General features: G+C 40.5%; 17 protein-coding genes. 9 read left to right on the forward strand and 8 right to left on the reverse strand.

Annotated elements, in window-relative coordinates:
- Positions 1–56: 56 nt before the first annotated feature.
- The 4 genes from KJS58_RS00115 to KJS58_RS00130 form a co-directional block, all read right to left on the reverse strand.
- A complete protein-coding gene (locus tag KJS58_RS00115) occupies positions 57–896 on the reverse strand; it encodes an ABC transporter permease (RefSeq protein WP_213529433.1) in 840 nt (279 codons plus the stop codon).
- Positions 893–1675 carry an ABC transporter ATP-binding protein gene (locus tag KJS58_RS00120; protein WP_213529434.1) on the reverse strand — a complete coding sequence of 261 codons (783 nt, stop codon included), beginning with the start codon at positions 1673–1675 and terminating at the stop codon, positions 893–895. The genes KJS58_RS00115 and KJS58_RS00120 overlap by 4 nt, the downstream gene beginning before the upstream one ends.
- Before the next feature lie 27 nt (positions 1676–1702).
- On the reverse strand, positions 1703–2713 hold the full coding sequence (locus KJS58_RS00125) for an ABC transporter substrate-binding protein (RefSeq protein WP_213529436.1): 1011 nt from the start codon (positions 2711–2713) through the stop codon (positions 1703–1705).
- A gap of 254 nt (positions 2714–2967) precedes the next feature.
- Entirely contained in the window at positions 2968–4485 is a 1518-nt protein-coding gene (locus KJS58_RS00130) for a carboxypeptidase M32 (RefSeq protein WP_213529438.1), read from the reverse strand.
- 118 nt (positions 4486–4603) lie between these two features.
- Here KJS58_RS00130 and KJS58_RS00135 point away from each other — a divergent pair, with 118 nt between their 5' ends.
- The 5 genes from KJS58_RS00135 to KJS58_RS00155 all read left to right on the forward strand — a co-directional run bounded on the left by KJS58_RS00135 (position 4604) and on the right by KJS58_RS00155 (position 7214).
- A complete protein-coding gene (locus KJS58_RS00135; RefSeq protein WP_213529440.1) occupies positions 4604–4951 on the forward strand; it encodes an iron-sulfur cluster biosynthesis family protein in 348 nt (115 codons plus the stop codon).
- Between the two features lie 47 nt (positions 4952–4998).
- On the forward strand, positions 4999–5577 hold the full coding sequence (locus KJS58_RS00140) for a beta-class carbonic anhydrase (protein WP_213529442.1): 579 nt from the start codon (positions 4999–5001) through the stop codon (positions 5575–5577).
- Positions 5578–5817: 240 nt separating this feature from the next.
- Entirely contained in the window at positions 5818–6375 is a 558-nt protein-coding gene (locus KJS58_RS00145) for a PadR family transcriptional regulator (protein WP_213529444.1), read from the forward strand.
- 87 nt (positions 6376–6462) lie between these two features.
- Positions 6463–6930 carry a hypothetical protein gene (locus KJS58_RS00150; protein ID WP_213529446.1) on the forward strand — a complete coding sequence of 156 codons (468 nt, stop codon included), beginning with the start codon at positions 6463–6465 and terminating at the stop codon, positions 6928–6930.
- A gap of 5 nt (positions 6931–6935) precedes the next feature.
- Positions 6936–7214 (forward strand): YxcD family protein, encoded by a 279-nt coding sequence (locus tag KJS58_RS00155; RefSeq protein WP_213529448.1) that lies wholly within the window; start codon positions 6936–6938, stop codon positions 7212–7214.
- A 332-nt stretch (positions 7215–7546) separates the two neighbouring features.
- On the opposite strand, the gene KJS58_RS00160 is transcribed toward KJS58_RS00155, so the two are convergent.
- Complete coding sequence (locus KJS58_RS00160; RefSeq protein WP_213529450.1) at positions 7547–8416, reverse strand: hypothetical protein; 870 nt, start codon at positions 8414–8416, stop codon at positions 7547–7549.
- 203 nt (positions 8417–8619) lie between these two features.
- Between KJS58_RS00160 and KJS58_RS00165 the strand changes: the two genes are divergently transcribed.
- Both KJS58_RS00165 and KJS58_RS00170 read left to right on the forward strand, forming a co-directional pair.
- Positions 8620–10089, forward strand: a complete 1470-nt coding sequence (locus tag KJS58_RS00165; RefSeq protein WP_213529452.1) for an ATP-binding protein — start codon at positions 8620–8622, stop codon at positions 10087–10089.
- Positions 10090–10363: 274 nt separating this feature from the next.
- Complete coding sequence (locus KJS58_RS00170; RefSeq protein WP_213529454.1) at positions 10364–11845, forward strand: 4-hydroxyphenylacetate 3-hydroxylase family protein; 1482 nt, start codon at positions 10364–10366, stop codon at positions 11843–11845.
- A 14-nt stretch (positions 11846–11859) separates the two neighbouring features.
- Here the strand turns inward: KJS58_RS00170 and KJS58_RS00175 are convergent, their stop codons facing one another.
- The 3 genes from KJS58_RS00175 to KJS58_RS00185 form a co-directional block, all read right to left on the reverse strand.
- The gene (locus KJS58_RS00175; protein ID WP_213529456.1) at positions 11860–12570 is read right to left on the reverse strand and encodes a hypothetical protein; all 711 of its coding nucleotides are present in this window, start codon (positions 12568–12570) and stop codon (positions 11860–11862) included.
- Positions 12554–13036 (reverse strand): flavodoxin, encoded by a 483-nt coding sequence (locus tag KJS58_RS00180; protein WP_213529458.1) that lies wholly within the window; start codon positions 13034–13036, stop codon positions 12554–12556. The genes KJS58_RS00175 and KJS58_RS00180 overlap by 17 nt, the downstream gene beginning before the upstream one ends.
- A gap of 198 nt (positions 13037–13234) precedes the next feature.
- Positions 13235–13648, reverse strand: coding sequence for an Rrf2 family transcriptional regulator (locus KJS58_RS00185; RefSeq protein ID WP_213529460.1), 414 nt, complete (start codon positions 13646–13648; stop codon positions 13235–13237).
- Between the two features lie 173 nt (positions 13649–13821).
- Between KJS58_RS00185 and KJS58_RS00190 the strand changes: the two genes are divergently transcribed.
- Entirely contained in the window at positions 13822–14685 is an 864-nt protein-coding gene (locus KJS58_RS00190; protein ID WP_213529462.1) for a class I SAM-dependent methyltransferase, read from the forward strand.
- A complete protein-coding gene (locus KJS58_RS00195; RefSeq protein WP_213529464.1) occupies positions 14686–15420 on the forward strand; it encodes an RluA family pseudouridine synthase in 735 nt (244 codons plus the stop codon).
- The last annotated feature ends 49 nt before the right edge of the window (positions 15421–15469 follow it).

The following is a 15469-nucleotide window of genomic DNA, read 5'->3' on the forward strand; positions in this document are numbered from 1 at the left end:
GTGACGCTAAATCTACATATTTCCGTGTCTTTTTTACATTATTTGTTCCATTCGTGCTATAATTCACGGCCTCCCATCAGTTTACGTTCAAGCCAGGCTACAAGTTGGTACATCATCGTAGCAACAACGGCGATGACGATAAGACTCGACATGACGAGCGTAAAGTTAAATACCTGAAAACCATAAATAATGAGATATCCAAGCCCTTCCTTCGCAACAAGAAATTCTCCGACGATAACCCCGATCCAAGCAAGCCCCACATTCACTTTTAAAGTAGAGACAATCGCCGGAAACGAAGCAGGAAAAATAACTTTTCGAAAGATTTGCTTGCGGTTTGCTCCAAAAGTACGAACAACCTTCACATAATTCGGATCTACTTCATTAAAGCTGTTATACACAACGAGCGTTGTAATAATGACGGTAATGGAGATGGTGGTCATGATGATCGCGGTAAAACCAGCCCCAAACATGACGATAAAGATGGGCCCGAGGGCTACTTTAGGCATACTATTAAATACAACGAGGTATGGATCAAGAACCTTGGACAAGAAAGGGGACCACCAGATCAAGATGGCAATGAGCGTTCCTAGAATAGTTCCAAGCAGAAACCCAACCACCGTCTCAAATACCGTAACGGATAAGTGACTCCAAATTTCACCGCTGGCTACATCCTTACCAAGCTGTCCAAAGATTTTAGAAGGATAACTGAAGAGCAGTACATCAATCCATTTCATTCTTCCAGCGACTTCCCACGTTAGAAACATGATAATGAGAATACCAATCTGGGTAAGACTGACTTTTCGGCGCAAGGATTTTCGTTTGCGATTGTACTGACCATGAATTTGCCCAAGCCAGTCCTGCCCTTGAGATGGATTCAAACCTTCTTGCTCCTTCATCTGTTATCCTCCTTTCCATCTGTGTCTTCCAGTTCTCTCCATATCTCATTAAATAGTTCATTAAATCCTGCCTGTTCCCGCGCATAAAAAGGCTGCGCCTTTCGAATTTCATCTGGAATCAGGAATGTTCTGCGAATTCTCCCCGGATTTTTATCGAGTACAATCACTTTATCACTTACAGCAATCGCTTCAGATAAATCATGTGTTACCAGGATCGCCGTCTTCCCCTGTTCTCGGAGTATGTCAGAGATCAGATCTTCAAGTTGAAGTTTCGTTTGATAGTCTAGTGCTGAAAAAGGTTCATCCAGCAGGAGCAGGTCAGGGCTTGTTGCCAACGTTCGCACAAGTGCTACCCGCTGGCGCATCCCCCCTGATAAGGACGAAGGGTAGAGGTTTTCTGTCCCTGCGAGGCCCATATTCGCGAGCATCTCGCTTGTTTTTTGCGCAGAATCTTTCGTAAGCTGTCCTGTAATTTCAAGACCAATGAGTATATTCTCCCTAATGGTCCGCCAGGGATACAAGTAATCCTGCTGCAGCATATATCCAACCTTGGGGGAGGGGGACTTGATCACATCGCCAGATAACCTGACTTCTCCTTTTGTAGGAAAGAGAAGTCCTGCGATCATAGAGAGTATCGTTGTTTTGCCGCAGCCGCTTGGACCGACAAGACTAATGAACTCGCCCTCATTTATCTCTAAATGAAGTGATTCAATGGCGAGTTTTGCTTCTCTCTCGGTCACATAGACATGGGTAATATCCTTCATCTCTATTAAATTCATTTACTCACTTCCTTTGATAAAAAGGCTTCACTTGGAAGAGATAACGTCATTTGCAAAATCGTTATTCACAATGGCAGAAGCGGGAACTTCCTCTTTCAGCTCTCCTGCATTTTTCATAACTGCAAGCAAGTTATTCCATTCTTCCTCATCAATGATTGGGTCAGTGGCATAAGTTTCTTGAGCTTTATATCGCTCTATACTGCTGGTAACTATCGATGGATCTGCATCTTTAAAATAAGGCATGATCACTTCCGCAATTTCTTCGGATGAGTGCTCATTCACCCAAGTCTGTGCTTTATGAAGACCTCTAGTGAATTTGGTTACCGTCTCTTGGTTCGCCTTTATATAGCTTTGCTTTGTCATAAATACCGTATAAGGCAAATGTCCGCTCTCCACCCCGAAAGAAGCCACTACTTTCCCTCTACCTTCCTTTTCAAAGATGGATGCCTGCGGTTCAAAAAGCTGCACATAATCTCCAGTTCCCGAAGCAAAGGCAGCTGCAATGTTTGCAAAATCGATATTTTGGATCAGCGTCAAATCCTGGTGAGGATTGATCCCTTTTTTACCTAGTGCAAACTCTCCCGCCATCTGCGGCATGCCACCTTTTCTCTGGCCGAGAAATTCACTATTTTTAAGCTGCGACCAGTCAAAGTCACCTTGCTGGTCTCTTGCGAATAAGAAGGTTCCATCGGTTTGCGTTACTTGGGCAAAATTAATGACAGGGTCTTCTGCTCCCTGCTGATATACATAGATCGACGTTTCCGCCCCAACCAAGGCTATATCAATGGATCCTGCCAAAAGAGCAGCCATTGTCTTGTCTCCACCAGCGGTCGTTTGAATCTCTACATCAAGTCCTTCTTCCTTAAAAAAACCTTTAGCGACAGCTACATATTCCGGTGCGTAAAATACGGAACGAGTAACCTCTCCTACTCTTACCTTTACATCCCCGCTGCTTTTTCCGCCCGTACACCCGCTCATAACAACACTCAACAGGAGAACCGGCAGCACAAGCAGCTTCCACCATCCTTTTCCTTTCATCTTAGAACCCTCCCCTAAGTAAGCAATGCAATTTATGAGTATACGTATGCAATGAACTTACAAATGGTTAATGAATTCGGGAGATCATCGCGCCCGTTTCCATATATTTTACATCGTTATGTAAAAAAAGCTGACAGGTCATAATGACCGTCAGCTTTGTTTTCTATTTTTTAAAAGCGAAGTGAATTCATTTCAATACATTTCGTTGCTTTCATCAGAACGATATTTCAAGTATATCTCTCTCTATCTAAGCTCTATAAAGAATAGATCTCTTTATATTTATTCTCTAAATAATCTGCAAGGTAATCTGGATTCAGCTCTTCTCCCGTAATAGCAAGAATGAGTTCAGAAGGTTTACGGGATTTACCGTATTGATATACTTTTTCAGTAAGCCATTCTTTAATCGGTGAAAGATTTCCTTCTCGAAGATAACGATCAAATTCTGGCATTTCTTTTCGCATCGTGTTAACGATCTGTGCAGCATACATATTCCCCAGTGAATACGACGCAAAATAACCAAAATCTCCACTCGACCAGTGTACATCTTGCAAAACACCCAATCCATCGTGAGGAGGTGTCACACCGAGGTATTGTTTATATTTATCATTCCATACGGCAGGAAGGTCTGAAACAGGTAAATTCTCGTTAAATAACATTTTCTCTATTTCATAGCGGATGATGATATGCAAGTTGTAAGTTAGTTCGTCTGCTTCAATACGTATGAGTGAACTCTCTACTTTATTAATTGCGCGGTAAAAAGATTTGACAGACACATCTTTCAGTTGCTCTGGGAAGTAAGACTGTAATACCGGGTAGTAACGCTCCCAAAAAGGAAGACTACGGCCAATCATATTTTCCCACAGTCTCGATTGAGATTCATGAATTCCCATGGAAGTTCCTTCTGCAAGGAGGGTCCCTGCAAGTTTCGGATCGATATTTTGTTCATATAGCGCATGACCGCCTTCATGAAGTGAGCTGAATACGGCGCTTGCCACATCTTTTTCATAATAATGCGTGGTAATACGTACATCCCCTGGATTAAGCCCTGTAGCGAATGGATGTACGCTTTCGTCGAGTCTTCCGGCTTCAAAATCATAGCCCATTTCCCCAAGAATATAGCGGCTAAATTCTTCTTGTTTCTTGATATCGAAAGATTGATCTAGAAAAGAAGTATCCGGTTTATGTACGGAATTTTTGATTTTTTCTTGCAGGGGAACAAGACGCGCTTTTAATCTACTGAATACTTCATCCAGTTTTGCTACCGTGAGATCCGGTTCAAACATATCAAGCAGCGTATCGTAGCGCGTATCTTTCACGCCGTAATAATCTATGAATTCTCTCTTCATTTCTACGATTTGGGATAAGTAAGGTTCAAAAGCAGAGAAATCTCCGCTTTCTTTCGCACTCTCCCACTGCACTTGTGACTTAGGCGCAAGCACACTAAAAGCGTGGAATTTATCCGGCGGGACGGACTGCATACGATTCATTTCCAGCTTTACATCCTCAATCAGACGCTGATCTTGCTCTTGAAGCTGCTTAAATACATCTTCGTTCGTTAAATAAGTGATGAGTTCTTTCATTTCATCCGAGATCGAAATTTTGAATGCTTCCGTTGCCAGCATACCAATGGTCTCAGAACGTGTATCTACGCCCTTACGTGGAGCCCCCGTAGCGAGATCCCAATCAAGCAATCCGATAGCTTCGTAATAACTTTTTATTTTCCGATTCATATTCAAAAAAACTTCGAATTTAGCTTGAATATCGTGATTCATGTCAATGCACCTCGTTTACAATATAATCTCTTCCTATTGATCATACTTTTTGTAAGTCGTATAATCAACTTTACAGACCAGATTACTTATCTTGTTATATAGGAGGGAACGAGTGACTATGAAAATCAAAGTAAACAAGGCTGCAGAAGAGCTTCTTAAAAAAAAGCTTGGCGATAAGCCCGGTGTCATTCGTTTGTTTTACGACACGGAAGGCTGCGGTTGTGTAGTAAGCGGCGTTCCTGCATTTCATATTGTTTCAAACACGGAAGTTTTGGATATTACAATTGAGAGCAATGTCCCGGAGCTCACCTTTATTCTTGACGGCTCAAAGGCTGTTTTTTTTGAGGAAGAACTTATTTTATCCACAGATCCTGGTGATCGTTCTTTGAGACTATCCAGCAACGGACAACATTATGGGATGTACCTGTTTCCGAAGGATACTCGTATACAAGAAACTCAGGACTAATTAGTTAAACCCTATCAATAGCTAGTAAATACCAAGGAGGATGTAACATGGACAACATCAAGGATATTCTGGAACATAACAAGCAGTTTGTAGAAAACCGGGACTATGAGGCTTACATATCAGATAAGTTTCCTCAAAAGAAAATGATGATCGTTACTTGTATGGATACACGACTCGTTGAACTTCTTCCTAAAGCCATGAATTTCCGTAATGGCGATGTAAAAATCATTAAAACAGCTGGTGCTATTATCTCTCATCCATTCGGCAGTGCAATGCGCAGTATTCTTGTTGGCTTGTACGAGCTTGGCGCAAAAGAAGTCATTGTTGTTGGGCATCATGAATGTGGTATGGCAGCACTTAATAGTGATGATATGCTCCATCATATGACGGAAAGAGGAATCTCCGATAAGGTTCTTGATACGATTGAACATTCTGGAATCAATCTGAAAAACTGGCTCCGCGGATTTGATAACGTACAAGAAGGATTGATGGAAACGGTAGAACTGATTCGCAACCACCCTCTCCTTCCTGCAGATGTACCGGTTCACGGTATGATTATCGATCCAAAAACAGGCGCGCTGGATCTCTTAGTCGACGGAAATAAAAATCTTGCAGTGAAATCTTAAATTAATAGAAAAATCTTAATTTATAAAAAAACAAGACCCTGTACATTGCACTTCGTAATGTACGGTCTTGTTTTTTTATTACATTTTCGTGACGCACCTTATACAATCTTCCTGTGGAAAACGAAGAACGGTTGTCAAACCATACAGTATTAGTGTACACTTTTATTCATATTATAGTTATAGAAAACGCTTAATTCCATGTTTGATGTAGCTATAACTTAGTAAAGGAGACATGTCCACTTGAACATACTGTCCTATGGTTTGCTCGGGTTACTCACACGTGACGAATCTTCCGGTTATGATCTTATGCTAAGAATTCAGCCACACTGGCAAGCAAAGCATAGCCAAATTTATCCCATTCTCTCTCGAATGGAAGATGATGGACTGTTATCGGCTCGCTGGGTTGAACAAACAGACAAACCGGATAAAAAAATGTACCGTGTCACAGACAAAGGTATTCAGAAATTATTGGACTGGATGTACACTCCCGTGTCCACCCCTGCTTTAAGGGATGAACTCAATCTTCGTATGATCTGCTTTCAAGTCACGAACCCTATTGTGATGAAGCGATGGGTAGATGAACGCAGAGATTGGTTTGAATCTCGGCTTGCATACTATGAAGCATTGCTTGCCAATTTACCAGAAGAAGCAGTACAGCCAGGCAGCCCCTACTTTGGGGAATACATTGTAAATACGAAAGGAACCATGACGGCAAAAACCGGTATTGAATGGTGCCATTGGGTAAATGGCCTCATGAATGCTCATTATCAAGAACGCGAAGCAACCCGTACACATTAATGATCGAAAAAAATGAAACCAATGTTTTTCTCAAACGTAAATAACTTATGTCACAAAAATCACATTCCAGGAGGGTTTTTCACTCATATGAAAAAATGGTTCAGCTCGAAACGTCTATTAATGGTAATGATGGCTTTTACACTGATTTTCTCTACTCTAGCAATTCCGGATCATGCCGATGCACGCCGCGGTGGTGGATTTAAGTCAGGTACCAAGTCTTATCAAAGTAATCCTAGCCGTTCTAATAACAGTACGAACTCTACTACAAAAAGTAATGCTGCAAATAACTCAGCAAACACAGCAGCCAAAAAGCCAGGATTTTTCAGCGGTGGATCTTTGATGAAAGGTCTGATGATTGGTGGTCTTGCAGGAATGCTGTTCGGAGGTCTTTTCGGTAACATGGGATTCCTTGGCGACATTCTAGGACTTGCAATTAACCTCTTAGCAATCTATGTCATTGTTATGCTTGGAGTAGGTATCTATAGATCTATTAAGAAACGTCGCCTCGAGAATGAAAGATCAGGTAATAACAACGGCGGAAACGGACGGTATTAAGAAATATGGTTATTACAATGGATGAGATCGTGAATGCAATATGCATCCACACTGCAGAACGTAAACAAATTAAGCCAACAGATGTTCAAGTTGAACTTAGTTGGGATGAAGATACTGGTTACAGTGCAGAGGTATGGGCTCAAGGTCGCAGCCAGTTCATCGTTGAAGCAAATATGATTGAAGCGATCTTGCGATATGTTCACCAAGAATATAACATTCGTGCTTATCGTGAAGATGTTACCCTTGAACTTGATGAAGAAATTACGGCTACGATTCGTACTTAATCATTACAAGGTAGTATGATCTCGGTATACAGTAGAAAAAGCGGTCTTAGTGTCATGTCAATGACGCTAAGACCGCTTTTTTATTTTACATCACGCGATTCTTAATGTAGCGAACTTTCTAACGAACTAAGAATAAAAAAACGATTCCCATCAGCTAGTGAAGCTGGTGGGAATCGTTAAAGTTCTTGTGTAGAAATCAATTTCAAAACTCATTTAGAGAATTATAAAATGGATTCAAGTAAATGTATTTATGTATGTTAGTTATAATCAGTTATTATCTACCAGTGTACTCAGATCCATGATCTGCTAGATCCAACTGGATTGGAGTGTAACTAAAAGTTACTACTGCTAGTCCCAGTAGGAGTGCTACGGAAAGAATGGCTTTTTTCATCGGATAAGTCTCCTCTCATAATGATATCGTTTAATATATCATAACATAGCTTTAGCTGTGAAACACTACCAAATTTTCTAATTACTTCAAATAATGATATTGCTTTTTTAAAATATTTATCATTGCCTAACTGATCCGCTGCAAAAAGAATGTGCAGAGTTAGATCAATTGCAACGGAGTGTTCTTGTCTTTTGTGTCTATACAAAGCTAACTGATACTGATAAGCCAAGTAATGCGCTGCCTTAACCTTCTCTTTGTAGTGAGTATAGTCTTTTATGTGTTGTTTTAACTGATTAATTTCTGATTCCACATCGTAATTGTATTGATTCGCGGAACGAAGGATATTTATTAATCCTTGTAGTGCTTGTTCGGGAGTTTTAACTAAAAACTCAACATACTCAGGTATTCTTTCTTGTTTACCATCTAGTACATCAATTTGTAATGTATTTGCTGAAGCAAAAAATTTGAAATCTTCTATAATAAACGTTCCTGTTTCCGTAGAATCATTAAGCCAATCAAGATTCGCATAAAATGATATGTACTCTCTTGATTTGTTAAGTTCACCTAATTTCTGATAGGACAAACTTTTCATCAACGAACTATAACCAAAATAATAAATGATATGTTGTTTAAATTCGTGAGAAGTGGACTCCGTTTCAACGAGTTCCTTGTGAATTTCTTTTGCCAAAGTCATCAATTCGTCTGAGAACGAAAGCACTTCCTCCCAATTCTCTAATGTATAGTTGATCTGAATCAACTTCACGAGTGTGTCTAAGTCGAGAGATTCGTTATAAGGATAATGTTCGTGCATTATTTCCCTCCTCACTATTTAATATCATATTTTTACTATATTTTACATTACATATAACAACAGGTCAATTACATGTAGTATTACTAGTTTTAATAGAGACTTTTAGCTTATTTCACTATTTACACAAGATAAATGTTGCCGTTTTCTTTTCAAAGACTATAATTAAAATCATATATATCCTGTCACAAGAGAGGAGACATTCAGTGCTACCACAAACACTAAGTTATGACTTTGCTTTTACACAAGCAGCGATAGGTATGGCTCTCATTTCCTTAGATGGAACCATTCTAAATGCAAATCCGGCACTTTATGATCTCTTGGGATACACTCGGCCCGATATCATTTCATCTCCCCCTCTTCATTTCATGGAAGACGACATTATTATTCATATCATTCAAGCGGGACAGTCCCTTCAATCTGATCATCGTACCCCCAGTCATACACAGTTCGAACAAGAATACGATCATCCTTCAGGCCAAAAAGTTTCTCTTCGCATCCATGTTTCCATGGTTTTGGATAACAATCAAGTTCCTATACACTATTTGGCTCAATTTGAGAATAACACGAAGATTAAATATATCGAAGAGCAGCTGCAGGTAGCGAAGACCGCTTTACATGATAATGAGAACTTTCTTCAACAGATGTTAGAAGAGCTTTCTCTCACTGTGCTGATTACGAAACACGGAATTATTAAGTATGTGAATCCCGCTGGATTGCAATTGATCTGTGCTGAAAGTATGGATGAAATACTCGGGAAGAGTACAGATCAGTTTGTAGATACCTCAAGTCAGAGTACTCTATTGGAACGTAGGGAAAATTATTATAATAACAAGGAATTAGGATCTGTTCGCTATCTAATCCGATGCTTGAATGGACACAAGAAATATGTTGAAGGATTTTCATTACAGATTACCTTCAAAGGTCAAGATGCCATCATCGGAATCTTCAAAGATATCACAAAGCAAGAAGCAGAGAAAGAACGCACGATGCAATCTGAAAAGCTATCTACTGCCGGCCAATTAGCTGCGGGAATTGCCCATGAAATCCGTAATCCACTTACGGCAATCAATGGATTTATGAAACTGCTCCGCTCCTCTAAGGACAAGTCGGATCAATATATTTCGATTATTGAATCGGAGTTGAAACGTATTGAATTCATCGTGAATGAGCTGCTCGTCTTATCCAAGCCTCAAAGAAATCATACCAGTACACCCCTAAATGTAATTTCTTTAATAGATCAAGTAATTACATTAATGAATGGACAAGCTTCTCTTAAAAACATCCAGATTGTTACACAATACCCTGATAGACCCTTCATTTTAATTATGGGTGTGGAGAATCAACTGAAGCAAGTATTCATTAACTTACTTAAAAATGCACTGGAAGCGATGAATCATGGAGGAACGATCCATGTTTATCTCCAAGTCAATGATAACGAAGTCCAAATCCATGTTCAGGATCAAGGATACGGCATGACCAAGGATCAGATTGAGGCCCTAGGAAAACCTTTTTATACAACGAAAGATACAGGAACGGGCCTTGGTTTTATGATTACACAAAATATTATTCATAATCATGGCGGAGCAATTACAGTAGACAGCATTCTTGAGCAGGGTACCACTTTTACCGTATCTCTACCTAAGATCATGATTGCAGATAAAGAAGATCTATAATCTGTACAGTAAGAAACACTTATTCTACAACCGCTTACATAGAGAACTGTCTCAAGTTGTCCAAGTTTTGGATGTAACGAGACGGTTTTTTTTATTTATTCCTATCTTTCTTTTCGAATGCCATCTATCTTGCATATAACAGTATCAACATATCGCCCAATCTTACCTGTTCCGCTCTGGACAAGGTACTTTTAAAACCTCTTCTTCGTACAGTATCCTAACAGCAGGTAGATGTCCGTCTATCTTCCTAGTCGAACCGTAAGAGGTGAAAACTATGCCAATAAAAAATGGCACTCAGTATATCGAGCGAATAGATCAACAAAATTTAAACCTATGGTATCAAGGAAAAAGAATCACGGGACCTTACTCAAAGCACCCTTTGTTCAGCGGACTCATCAAAACACAGGCTGCATTATACGACTTACAGTGTGATTCTGAGTTTCAAGATGAAATGACTTATCCATCTCCACTCACGGGAGAACCTGTCGGGCTTTCTTTTCTCCCCCCTGTTCATCCAGATGATATCAAAAAGAGAAAACGCATGATGGACCTCTGGTCTGCGAAGCATCATGGTTTTTTGGGCCGCTCTCCAGACTATATGAATACAGCTCTCATGTCTTTATATACGGCAGCTGATATTTTAGAAGAGCATAACCCTGCTTACGCAACGAACCTTCGTAATTATTATACTTACTGCAGAGAACATGATATCACTTTGTCTCACGCTTTTATTCAGCCATTCGCCAGTAAAGTGTCAGGACAAGTGGATTCGCTAGAGAATTCGATTACAGCTAAAGTTATAGAAGTAAATGAAGAAGGTTTTATCATCAGCGGTGCCTTCATGATGGCAACACAAGGAGTCACTTGTGACGAAATGCTCGTATTTCCTACGCCAACACTGTATCCTCTTGATGATAAAAATCCATATGCCTTTGCTTTTGCCATCCCCAATGATCTGAAAGGTATAACCTTTATTTGCCGAGAAAGCAATACTTCCGAGTCTTTCTACAATCACCCGCTCAGTGCAAGATATGAAGAGATGGATACGCTTGTTATCTTCGACCGTGTACTTGTACCACATGACCGAATGTTCTATTATGGCGATGAAAATGTCGGTTATCGTTTATTCAGTGATGGAAATTTCCATACTCATATCGGGCATCAAATTGTATCTCGGTATATAGCAAAAACAGAATTCTTCCTCGGACTTGTAGAATCACTGGCACAAGAACAGAATGTAAGTTTTGATGCTAACATCATTGGTCAAACAGCGAAGATTATGACCATGCTTGAAACGTTTAAAGCTCTTAGAATTGCAGCAGAAGAAGGCGCAAAACAAAACAAGTATGGTTATTATGTTCCAGCATCAAGTCCTCTTCTTGCTTCCAGTATTCTGTTTCCGTCCTTCTATTTAGAAATGGTGGATATGATTCAGCGGCTAGGCTCTAGTGGTATTATTATGATTCCTTACGAAGAAGATCTTTCTTCAGAGGTTGGAAGCTATGTCTATGAGTATTTACACGGTCTGGAGTCCACATCTAAAGATCGTATCGCTCTATTCAGACTGGCATGGGAACTTGGAGCTGGCTCATTCGGGGGACGGCAAAGTCAGTTTGAGCGCTTCTTCTTCGGTAATGCTCAAACCGTCAATTTCCGGATGTTTAACAGTTACGACAACCATGAAGATTATCAGCAGTTGATTCATGACTTCTTAGGAATAGAAAAGAAGAAAACAGATGACGAAGACGACCAATGATTTGAAGTAAATGGTTATAGAACCAAAGAAATAGATTCCTTCGTCCTCCCCTCAGAACTACAGAGCGGGGATGCAAGCTTTATATAATCTAGTGCAAGAAAATAATCTTCATCGTTAGGCACATAGGTCTCTTTCTTCCCTTCCATCAGACAATCTACTTCAATAGAGTACGGAAGTTCCCCAAAAGCATGAACACAGAAAACCGTAGCAAGATGTTGATAAGCCTTAATAACCTCAGGGTGATAAGAGACCATGTACTTGTGTATGGTTAATTGTGTAGCAGCATTCGTATCAAGCTGCCATGTGGCTTGAAATATAACAGATAAGTCCATTTGCAGCTCCGGAACAAAAATACTCAGCTCTTCAAAGAGCAGAGTCGGATATAAAAACTCTGCTCTTTGGGATAGCACTCGGGTAAGTTCATCCGTAACCTGGGATTTCACATGCCAATAATGGTCAGCAGAATCAAAATCAGAGATTTGCCTTGGCCAGCGTTTTTCAAGTAAATACGGAATAGACACTTCTCTACGAACCTCGGGAAGAAGCGTATAATACTGATTCACAGCGTGACTGACCGCATACTGTACACGATGTCTCCAAACATACTTCTCAGGTATCATTTCATCCTTTCTGATCCGGTTCCATGACTTCTCAGACCATAACATCTCTTCTAATTGATAGTCATTCAAAATCCTGTTCACCCTGCTATCAGGAGCATGTTCCATTCTGTACTTCCTCCTTCATCATACTAGCTAAACGATTCGCAAAACGCGTTCCGAACGCGCGGCAATCGTTTTTTTCTTCATCTAAAGGACTATATTCGATCTTCAATGACGACTCCATGATCACTGCGCCTCGTTCCTTAACCTTCGCCTCTGCGGTATCAACTGCTCCGCAGAATAAATCATATGAAGTATCCCCGCTTCCAAAGAGAGAAACGGGGTATCCTGTAAGATCCACTTCATCAAGTTCCTCATAGAAATCTAAGAATTCATCTGGTAAATCCCCGTCTCCCCACGTGTATAGTCCAATCAGTGACCCGTCATAATTCAGCATTTCATCAGCCCTGCACTCTTCAGCCGTCTTCAGAACTGCTGTATGGCCTTGTTTTTTTATTCCTTCCGCAATTAATTCTGCAATTTCCTCTGTGTTTCCCGTTAAACTTGCATATACAATCAAGATGTTAGCCATAGCAATATCCCTCGCTTTATCATGTTATTGCCTCATCATATTTGATAATGATTATCATTGTCAATGTATTAATTCTGTTTTCTTTATCGCCTTTGTAGATGCAAAAAAATACGCCTTCAAAACTGAAGACGTATTTTCATATTTGGTTTCCTTACTTTTCTATGTAAGTCGAAAGGGTTTCCCTCTTTGGCTCCGCCACTATACTCTTTCAGCGGAAAGTTTCTGTTCTTTCGTTAACAACGGTTCAAATTCATATACCCATACTCCGTTATCAGCAACTTTTATTTTTACGAGTCCTTTTTTACGCAATTCTTCTAGAACCTGCTCTGCCGTTTTCTGATCCATCTCTGTATACAATACAATTTCGGAGATCGTAAGCAGCTGATCCTGCTCCATAGCGAGCATTAAGAGTTGCTTTTCCATCCTCCTATTTTTCGTTTTCTTCATACGAGATTGTTCATATAATCCCATGCTGAGGGGAAGTACGCCAAAGATCAGAAACCCGAAATCAAGCCCTGAATGATATACGTTAAAGGAATAGATATATAGTAAAATCGAAAACAAACCAAGACTAATGAGCGTCCATAAAATCCAAACTTTGCTGTTTCCCATGGTTCTCCTCCTTCTTCCTATATCATAAGTTTACCCAAAAAAAGCGAATCAGACCATTTCTTCAGGGAATTCGTTTTGTTTTTTCCGCAGTATTCCGTGGAATACTGGCATGAAAACATAGAATTGTTGTACAATAGTATCTAAATGTTAAAAACGAAGGATGGATTAATTACATGTACGCAGCTCAAGATTGGAAAGACTATGAAGTTATTGATACTGGCGGCGGAGAGAAATTGGAACGCTGGGGAGATATCATCCTTAGAAGACCCGATCCGCAAATTATTTGGCCCCTAAAAAAAGAGACCGGTGCATGGCGCGATGTGCATGGTCATTATCATCGCAGTTCTTCTGGCGGAGGAAACTGGGATATGAAAAAACCGATCCCGGACCGCTGGACGATTTCTTACGATCAGCTTAAATTTTATATTAAACCTACGAGTTTTAAACATACAGGTTTGTTTCCAGAACAAGCAGCCAACTGGCGCTGGATGATGGACAAGATTCAAAATGCAGGAAGACCTATTTCCGTGCTGAACCTGTTTGCTTATACAGGTGGAGCTACTGTTGCTTCTGCCTATGCAGGTGCAAGTGTCGTTCACGTAGACGCTGCAAAAGGTATGGTGCAATGGGCTAAAGAAAACGTTCAGCTCTCCGGCCTCGCAGATCGCCCGGTTCGATTCATAACAGATGACGTATTTAAGTTTGTACAACGTGAAAAGCGCCGCGGAAACCGTTATGATGCGATTATTATGGATCCTCCATCCTATGGACGCGGTCCAAACGGGGAAACTTGGAAGCTGGAACAAAATCTCTATCCATTCCTTGAATCTTGCACCGAAATTTTGTCGGATAACCCATTGTTTATGCTGATTAACTCCTATACAACAGGAATCTCTCCTACGGTTCTATCCAACATGCTGAACATGACAATGACGGATAAGTATGGCGGTAAAATATCAGCAGGTGAGATCGGTCTACCGATTACGAAATCCGGTATGACTCTGCCGTGCGGTATACTGGGACGCTGGGAATCATAAATGATGGTACATGGTCATAATTTACCTCCTATCACCATTCTTTACGAGGACAATCACCTATTAGGTGTCGAGAAGATCGTTAATGTCCCTACACAGGCAGATGTATCGGGTGATATGGACATGCTGAATCTGCTAAAAGAAGATATAAAAATCAGGTTTAACAAACCCGGTAATGTTTATCTTGGTCTTGTTCACCGATTGGACAGACCCGTTGGAGGTGCTATGATTTTTGCAAAAACCTCTAAAGCGGCTTCCCGACTTTCGGATGCAGTTCGGACCAGAAAATTTGATAAGACCTATGTAGCTGTTGTTCATGGTCATCCCCCTGCCCGCCAGGGTAGACTCGAACATACTTTACTCAAGGATGAGAAGACAAATATCGTTAAGGCTGTTCCTAAAGGAACACCAGGCGGTAAAGATGCTGTGCTTGACTACTATGTATTAGGCCAAAATGATCATTACAGCTTAATTCAAGTCGTTCTCCATACAGGGAGATCCCATCAAATTAGAGTACAGTGTAAAGAAATGGGCTGTCCTTTATATGGGGATCAGAAGTATGGTTCCTCTGTAAATAAGCCCGGGCAGCAACTCTCCTTATGGTCTTGTTCTGTCGGTTTCCCTCATCCGGTAACGAAAGAATATGTTCAGCTTATCTCGATTCCACCAAGAGAATATCCTTGGAGTGAATGGCAAGAAAGTATATATCAAAGTGCCGCACGTCAGCCCTTTGTTTAAAAGTAATCAACAAAAAACCGCTCTGCATTAGCAGAACGGTTTTTTGTTT

This window comes from Paenibacillus sp. J45TS6 (assembly GCF_018403285.1).
Lineage (GTDB): Bacteria > Bacillota > Bacilli > Paenibacillales > Paenibacillaceae > Paenibacillus.

What these genes read in the sequence shown, in the direction of transcription:
- KJS58_RS00130 (WP_213529438.1), bottom strand. Translation starts at nt 4,485, where the DNA reads ATGAATCACGATATTCAAGCTAAATTCGAAGTTTTTTTGAATATGAAT.
- KJS58_RS00190 (WP_213529462.1), top strand. Translation starts at nt 13,822, where the DNA reads ATGTACGCAGCTCAAGATTGGAAAGACTATGAAGTTATTGATACTGGC.
- KJS58_RS00185 (WP_213529460.1), bottom strand. Translation starts at nt 13,648, where the DNA reads ATGGGAAACAGCAAAGTTTGGATTTTATGGACGCTCATTAGTCTTGGT.
- KJS58_RS00140 (WP_213529442.1), top strand. Translation starts at nt 4,999, where the DNA reads ATGGACAACATCAAGGATATTCTGGAACATAACAAGCAGTTTGTAGAA.
- KJS58_RS00175 (WP_213529456.1), bottom strand. Translation starts at nt 12,570, where the DNA reads ATGGAACATGCTCCTGATAGCAGGGTGAACAGGATTTTGAATGACTAT.
- KJS58_RS00160 (WP_213529450.1), bottom strand. Translation starts at nt 8,416, where the DNA reads ATGCACGAACATTATCCTTATAACGAATCTCTCGACTTAGACACACTC.
- KJS58_RS00180 (WP_213529458.1), bottom strand. Translation starts at nt 13,036, where the DNA reads ATGGCTAACATCTTGATTGTATATGCAAGTTTAACGGGAAACACAGAG.
- KJS58_RS00155 (WP_213529448.1), top strand. Translation starts at nt 6,936, where the DNA reads ATGGTTATTACAATGGATGAGATCGTGAATGCAATATGCATCCACACT.
- KJS58_RS00115 (WP_213529433.1), bottom strand. Translation starts at nt 896, where the DNA reads ATGAAGGAGCAAGAAGGTTTGAATCCATCTCAAGGGCAGGACTGGCTT.
- KJS58_RS00125 (WP_213529436.1), bottom strand. Translation starts at nt 2,713, where the DNA reads ATGAAAGGAAAAGGATGGTGGAAGCTGCTTGTGCTGCCGGTTCTCCTG.
- KJS58_RS00135 (WP_213529440.1), top strand. Translation starts at nt 4,604, where the DNA reads ATGAAAATCAAAGTAAACAAGGCTGCAGAAGAGCTTCTTAAAAAAAAG.
- KJS58_RS00195 (WP_213529464.1), top strand. Translation starts at nt 14,686, where the DNA reads ATGATGGTACATGGTCATAATTTACCTCCTATCACCATTCTTTACGAG.
- KJS58_RS00170 (WP_213529454.1), top strand. Translation starts at nt 10,364, where the DNA reads ATGCCAATAAAAAATGGCACTCAGTATATCGAGCGAATAGATCAACAA.
- KJS58_RS00120 (WP_213529434.1), bottom strand. Translation starts at nt 1,675, where the DNA reads ATGAATTTAATAGAGATGAAGGATATTACCCATGTCTATGTGACCGAG.
- KJS58_RS00150 (WP_213529446.1), top strand. Translation starts at nt 6,463, where the DNA reads ATGAAAAAATGGTTCAGCTCGAAACGTCTATTAATGGTAATGATGGCT.